Genomic DNA, 7,647 nt, shown 5'->3' on the forward strand with positions numbered 1-7,647 from the left:
TGTCTAAGTAGCCTTTTAGCTTTATGGGGATGTAATAGTGAAAAAAGTCTAAAAAATACATCTTTAAATTCGATTACAATAAATAATATAAAAATATATGATAATATCGACGATGTAGATCTAAGTGGATATGTTAAAAGTAATCGATTTTCAAGAGGGAATGCAAAATATTACTTTGAAAATTTAGTAATGGATATTAATAAAAAAAATCAAGTAAATTATTTATTTGGCTTTTATAGTGAAAACACGGTAATTATAAATGGTAAATTCAATTTAAAATATATCAGTGATATTACTGAATTACTTAAGAATAATTACAAAGAAGCTTGGGAAGATAGAGAACAACAACTTAAATATCATAGTTACTATGATAAAAATCAGAAAATAATCTTCAAAGTAGTATATAGTATTGTAACAAAAGAAATAGTTTGGGTTGAAATGAAGTCAATTGATTATGTTGATTGATGAAAAAAGAGAATAACCATTAGTGGTTATTCTCTCAGAGTGTTGAAAAACAACTTAGTCAATAGATCCCAAGCATATTATTTTAGAAAAAATCCCCTTTGTAGGAAAATTATTACAAGGGGGATTTTTTATGTACTACTATAAAGAGAATTTAGACATCGCAAAAAATCGTAAACTTTATGAGAATATGATTGATATGGAGCACCATATTGTAAAAATTGATAAGGAAATCAATTGGAATTATTTATATAAACTGATTGAACCCTACTATCGGTCAACCGTTGGCAGACCTTCAATTGATCCACTGATACTAGTAAAGATACTACTGATACAATACATTGAAGGGTTTCGCCCTGTTCGATTCACTTGTAAACAAGTTAAACAAAATGCTACTTATCGTTGGTTTTTAGGATTTCACCTGATAGAAAAATACCTTGTCATTCGACTATTTCAAAGTTTCTTAATCATCGTTTGAAAGATAACGAGGTTTGATAAGCTTTCTTTCACTGTGGTAAATCTAATTAATATAGATGGATTTATTGCGAATGAAACTTGGGTGGCAAAAGCGAATCCGAATAAAAGAAAACGTGAGGAATGGATTAAAGAAGTCGTAATTGAGTAAGATCTTGATACTTTAAAAAAAGTAAATGAACGTAGACAAAAACACGGATTAAAATTACTTAAACCTAAAGGAAATAAAACTGAACTTAAACGCGTTTTACTTAATCCTGTAGATGGTGATGCAAGGTTATCAGTTAAACATGATGAACGAGGTCGCTTCGCATATTTTGAACATCGAGTTGTTGATTCCCTACATAACTTCATAATCGATACTCATGTAACGAGTGCGAATGTTCCTGGGCATAGAGTTTTATTAGATCAGTTAGATTCTCTAAAAGAGAGGCTCGGATATTATGCCAAAAAATCGCTGTTGATCCGGGCTACTATAATTCAAGATTTGCCGAAGGTGTATTTAAACGTGGGATATTTGCTTATATCTCTCATCGTAGATTTCCAAATAATGAACATAAAGAATGTAGAAAAACTCATTTTCAAAAAGTAAATGAAGATCTATATACTTGCCCTTGTGGTGTACCTTTTCGATATAAAACTACGACAAGACATGGCTATCATGAGTTTAAGCCTGACAAAGGTAGCTGTTTTAATTGTCCATTTGCGAAAAATGATGATCGAGTATTAAGAATATCAGTTAACCAACCAATTTACGATAAGTTAAGGGAACAAAGGCTATCAACTCGAGGAAAGATATTAAAGTCAGTAAGACCTTCAACTGTTGAGTTAAGTTTTGCCCAAAGTAAAGAACTCCACGGCTTACGTTACGCACGATACCGAAGAGTTCAAGAGTAAAAAGACAAGTTTTGATGACTACAATCATACAAAACTTTATTAAATGGACCAAACTTCTCTCGCTAAAGGAAATAGGTCTTCATTTAATTTACCAAAAAACAGACTAAAAGAACAACTTCGTCAAGTAAATGCCACGAAAAATTCGTGGCATTTACTTGACGAAGTCTTTTTTCAACAGCGTGTCAAAAAAACACATCAATTTAGATGTGTTTTTTTGAAACTTTGTTATATTTCATAAATTTTTTTGTGATCTTCCGATTGTTTCCTTCCACAAATAATTCATGATTTGTTTACTTTAAATAAATCTAATTGTAAATCATCTGCTGGAGCAAGCTCTAATATATTACCATCACTTATATCAATAGCTAACTGATCCACATATTCAATTAGATGTTCAGGTTCGCTTTGTTTTATCTCATTACTAAAAACTTCAAGATTTTCAACCTCATTTAGTACATCCAAGCCTTTAATCTTAACTTCTTCATAAGGCTTAATATTCATTTCATCAAGTTTTTCCCATAATGATTCAAGAGCCTCTGTAGGGTTTGTATAAAAATCTCTACCTCTAACTCGCCAAAATACCCAACCAAGATTTTCTAAAATAAATTGACGATTCATATCTTCTTCCCATTTGTCGATACCGTGGAATCTTTCTCCATCACACTCGACAGCAAGGCGACTTCTCATTCCTTCTACGACTAAATCGATTCGTCTTCCTGCGATAGGTACTTGAGGGACAACTTTATATCCTTTTGCCATGATTATTTTTGCAACTTCAACTTCAAATGGCGATTCACATTTGCTTAAAATGTCTTCTTTTTCTTGATTAACTCTAGATGGCGATTGACAGTATCTTAATAATTCATGACGGAAATCTGATTTACTTAAATCTTCTAATTTAACTGAGTGATATAATCTCATTTGGTTTCTAGCACGACTTGCTGCAACGTTAAATATTTGCTTATCGCTATTTTTAGTTCTAGCAGTGTATTTTCTATTCGGTGCAATTACCATAGAAATGAATATAATGTCACGTTCGTCACCTTGGAAGGTATATGCATTACCACATCTAATTCCACGGTTAACAATTTCTCTTTCACCAATCTCATTTCTTAATAATTTTTCTATATATTCCGCTTGCTTTGTTCCTTGTAATGCTATTACACCGATTGACTGCTTTTTCATTAATGGATCTGCAATTACATCTTTAATATCTTTAACAATTCTTTCTGCTTCAGGAATATTTACTGCTTCAGTTGCATCATTACAGAATCCATTCTGTACTTCAATTGCCATTACTGGTGGGTGAATCATTTCATCAGGATTAGGCATTCGAAGAGGAATCATTTTTCCTCCGTAACTAAAATCATTACTAAATTGAATAATTTCAGGTACACAACGGAAATGTTCTTTTAACATTAAACTACCAGTTTTCGGGAAGATTTGTTCTGCTATTTGATAAAGTGATATTTCTTTGTCAAATAAGCGGCTATTAGGTATATCATGTAAATATTGATCTACTAAATTATTTATATCTTCAATCTTACTTCCGATAGCGTATGGGCTAATTTGTTGATCATCACCAACGACGACTACTCTTTTTGCGCGCATTAATATAGGAATTGAGAAAATATCACACTGACTGCTTTCGTCGACAATTACAACATCAAACTTTTCATTTGTTACAGGGAAGTTTTCTAATACTTGTGCGACAGGCATGATCCATACTGGAATTGCACTTTGTGCTTTTTCCATTTCTTTTTGTGCATTTTGTAAATAGAGAGAAGCATTTTTGCCTCCGCCCTTACCATATTTCGCAATGGAATTTTTCCATGCAGACAATGCTCTTTTTTGTTCCTCTGTTATATGTTGAATTTGATATTTCCAGCTTGATTTAGCTACAATTTCTTTCGTATACTTTCTTTGCTGTTCTTCTTCTTCTTTAATTTTCTTTTCAACTATTTCTTGATTAAAGTCATCATACTTATGAAGCCAAGTTTTTAAACCTTTTAATTTCCACGCTTCCAAGAAATCAGTTGGTATATCAATATCGATTCCTAAAAGACCTTCGAAATAGTTACATGTTATTGGTGCAACTTGTTCAGCTTTTTCTAGTAAAGCTTTAAGTTTAAGAGCTTTATTCTGAGTATTACGTAAAGTATCTAATTCATTTAAAGAATTAATCCATTTGTTCTCATCTTTTGTAATTAATGCATCATATAAACTCTTCCAAATCAAATGCGATGTAGGATTATCACACTTTCCTTTTAGAAATAGTAACTTTTCATTATAGTCATCTGTCCAATTTTTTAATTCTAAATGTTCAAATGCTCTTTGGACAATGTCAAAACATTTTACGAATCCATTTAAATCCTGACTTTGTATTAAACTTTTCAGATCAGATGTTTCTACAAACTCTCTTAATAAATTAATTTTTTCTTTTAATTGTAAAACTTTAAAAATAATAGAACAGTTCTGGTCTAATTTATTGATCAACATTCCACTATTTTCGACAAGTGGTCCATTAATATCCTTCATTGTGTTATTCCACTTACGAATAACCGTTTCAATCAACTCTTCGAACTCAATTTTCTTTTCAATAATTTGAACATCTTCAATTGTTGTAATGGGCTTATTATTAATGACATTTTCCTTAAATAAGTACTTAACATCTCTTCCAGATACCATAAAGTATAAAAATTTATTTTTATTTTGAAGGATCGCATCTTTAGCTTTAATAACATCAGTTTTAATTTGATATAAAGGCTTACTAGGCAACCTAAAATCATATGGTTTTAAGATTTTTGAGATACTTAAAAGATTTTGAATATCTTCTTGAAGCTCAGCATAAAATTGTTTCCAATTTTCTTCGCGCATCCCACCTGCAAATATATCTTCTAAAATGATTAAATTTACATTATTTGAGAATAGATCTTTATCTTTAATAATATCCTCTAACATTTCTTTAGTTTTGTTTAGGAATTCTATATCATATGGGATTTTATAGCTTTCCATTAAATCTTGTATATCCTGAACTTTTAATTGAAGTGAATGACCGATTTTAATAAACTCCATAAATTCATTAGAATTTTGGATTTCATCAACTTGCGGAAGTGAAAATTCAATTAAGTTATAATCATTTTTTAAAAGTTCGCCTCTTAATCTCCATAATTCTGTGAATTCATTACTATTTAATGGGAACCGTGTATTTAAATCAAATTCGTCTAGAACCCAACTTAAATCGACTACACTTTGTTTTAAAATTTTTGCAACATCAGCTCGATTTACATTCATATCATCAACAACTATTTCTTCGTTTTCTTTAATGACATAATCTTTAAGCTGATTTCTATAAAGCGCAGCATTTTCATAGCTTTTTTGCAGAGCTTTTTTAAGATTATTAATTTCTTTTTCAAGAGTATCTACATGTAGATCTCCTAAGTTATCAGAAATCGAACGAATCGATAGTTCAATATCTTTTAAAGAATCCCTTGTCCCGCCAAGAACAGATACAGCAAGTGGTTTTATATTATCAGGGAATTTTTGCTTTAATACTTTAAGTGCACTTTCTTTTTGACTAGTAATTAGAACTTTTTTACCATGAGCAAGTAAGTGTGAAACTAAATTCGTAATCGTATGACTCTTACCCGTACCTGGAGGCCCTTGTACACTTACACCATATGAGTTTGCTAATCTTCTAGCTATTTCTTTTTGATCTTCATTTGCAGGTAAAGGGAAAAATAAATTATTATCGATGCTATCCCATTCATGGCTATCTTCATTTTGACTTACTTTTTCCCCAACAATACTTTTTATAGAAGCTGTTGGCTCAATTACACCCTCTTCAATTTTATCGATAATATTTCTTAAGTCATTTTTAAGTACTTTAAAATCTTGTTGTCTTAAATAAACTGACCATGAATTTACAATCTGCGGTACAGCGTCAGCTTTAACTACTTGATTTTCGTTTAAATAAAACTGACCTTTTGAATCAAGTAAATTTACAACTTGTTTTAATGTATCAGTAGCAAAAGAAATATTCTCTAAACTAGGTTTGTGTTTTTGTATTTCATCTACAACATTTTGAATAGAAACACCGTTTGGAATCGTAAACCCACTAAGCAAATCCAATTCCACTTGATACCCTTTGTTTTTAGGGTAAATATTAAAAATTCCTTTTTTTGAATCTAACTCAAGATCAAGGGAAGCAGTAATAAAAGGATGATTAATCGTAAACTCTTTATTCCATATTAATTGTCCTATACCAAATACTAATTCAAATTTATCACTTTCACGTTCTATACTTTGATAAATTTTAAATAATGTATCATAGACTTCTTGGCCTTTTAGTTTACGTAGTAAAACTTCCCTCCATAATTGCCATCTTACATTCCATTCTGCATGGCTTTTCACACGCTCTTTATCGTCACTAAAATTAATTATTCTATCATCTTCTGTGGTAATTGAATTTTTAAAATTAATTCTTTCGACTTTTGGGTTATCTAATTTTTGATCCTTTATAAGCCATTCTATTAAATTTTCTGGGATATCAGGTGGCGTTTTTTCCTGTTTGGTGATTGTAATTTTCCGAACTTGTATCCATACCTCTTCATCATCATTTATAAAGGTTTGAACGCCCTCAGCTTCTTTAAAATCACTTTGATTCATAACAATATTGTGTTCAGATACTTGGCGTATTACTTTACTGTTTAGATCGCTTAATTGCATTAAATATTGAAAAAGTCTTTTTACTTTAGTATTTTGCATGCCTTCTCTTTCACCTCAAACTATTAACTAAAGAATGGACTCCTAAGAGCCCAAACTAACTTTCATACACTATCTTATACAGACTTTTTATTCTTCAGACTTATATTTTCATCTTCATCGCGAAAAGGTCCTTCATTATTTTTTAAATTATTTTCTACTTCAAATATTAAAATCCATCCCTTGAGTAATTAATATAACTAAATATTTTTTTAGTTCATTATTTCGCAACTTCTTATTAGGATAAATTCATTAGATATCATCGTTATACAAGCATCCTTTTGAATATAAAAATTATTATAATTTATTTGACAAATTGATTTTAACACAGTTAAACGGTTTTAAGTAGGTCATTAGTGCTAATTATTGTGCTAATTAATGGTAACCAAAATAGTAAGCATATTTTACTCTTAATTCGTAAACATAGATTTAAGTCACTTTATTATGGAAACATAAAACCCGTTCAATAAAACGAACGGGTTCTCATAATAGGGACCTTAATTGCTTTCAGTTCATAAAAATGAATGTCTTCTTTAGTTTTAAAATATGAAAAATGTTTAAGTACATCTTTCCTTTTGTAAATCCAAGATATACTCATACTTTATGATCATATAATAGATTGATTAAACTTAGAATAATTGACTTAATTAAATAATATCATTTTTTAATTCTACAAAACCTTCATTTATGCTCCAATACATACTTTAATAATATCCTATCTTTAAACCCTCCACGCTCTTCCTTCTTTTGAAGTCGAACTTTCTCGATTTCCTCCATAGAAATACCTTTCGTTTCAGCTATAGCATAAAGCACTTCCAAAATATCAGCTATTTCTCCAACAGTTTCTTCTGGTGTTGCATTATAAAACTCTTCAAGTTCTTCGTTTAACTTTTCGTTTAGTTTTTCTATGTATTCTTTTTCACTTAGGACTTCTGTCTCATATACACTTCCTGATTTAGTAATAATGGCTGGAATTTTATCTCTTACTAATTTGTTATAATATTTTATAGTCATAAAGAACCCTCCTTTTCCACATAATTAGTATAATAT

The 7,647-nt window shown here is 30.2% G+C and carries 5 protein-coding genes; 3 read left to right on the plus strand and 2 right to left on the minus strand.

The window, feature by feature from the left end; genetic code table 11:
* The 3 genes from ACFCYN_RS24460 to ACFCYN_RS24470 all read left to right on the plus strand — a co-directional run.
* Positions 1–465, plus strand: a 465-nt coding sequence (locus tag ACFCYN_RS24460) for a hypothetical protein (protein ID WP_375952580.1), incomplete at its 5' end; no start/stop codon positions are given.
* Between the two features lie 130 nt (positions 466–595).
* Positions 596–940 carry a transposase gene (locus tag ACFCYN_RS24465; RefSeq protein WP_172443689.1) on the plus strand — a complete coding sequence of 115 codons (345 nt, stop codon included), beginning with the start codon at positions 596–598 and terminating at the stop codon, positions 938–940.
* A 521-nt stretch (positions 941–1,461) separates the two neighbouring features.
* Entirely contained in the window at positions 1,462–1,833 is a 372-nt protein-coding gene (locus tag ACFCYN_RS24470; protein WP_375952589.1) for a transposase, read from the plus strand.
* Between the two features lie 279 nt (positions 1,834–2,112).
* On the opposite strand, the gene ACFCYN_RS24475 is transcribed toward ACFCYN_RS24470, so the two are convergent.
* The gene (locus ACFCYN_RS24475; RefSeq protein ID WP_375952583.1) at positions 2,113–6,600 is read right to left on the minus strand and encodes an AAA domain-containing protein; all 4,488 of its coding nucleotides are present in this window, start codon (positions 6,598–6,600) and stop codon (positions 2,113–2,115) included.
* Positions 6,601–7,278: 678 nt separating this feature from the next.
* Positions 7,279–7,611 (minus strand): pyrophosphohydrolase domain-containing protein, encoded by a 333-nt coding sequence (locus tag ACFCYN_RS24480; protein ID WP_375952586.1) that lies wholly within the window; start codon positions 7,609–7,611, stop codon positions 7,279–7,281.
* Positions 7,612–7,647: the final 36 nt, after the last annotated feature.

This window comes from Gottfriedia sp. NPDC056225 (assembly GCF_042267765.1).
GTDB lineage: Bacteria > Bacillota > Bacilli > Bacillales > Bacillaceae_G > Gottfriedia.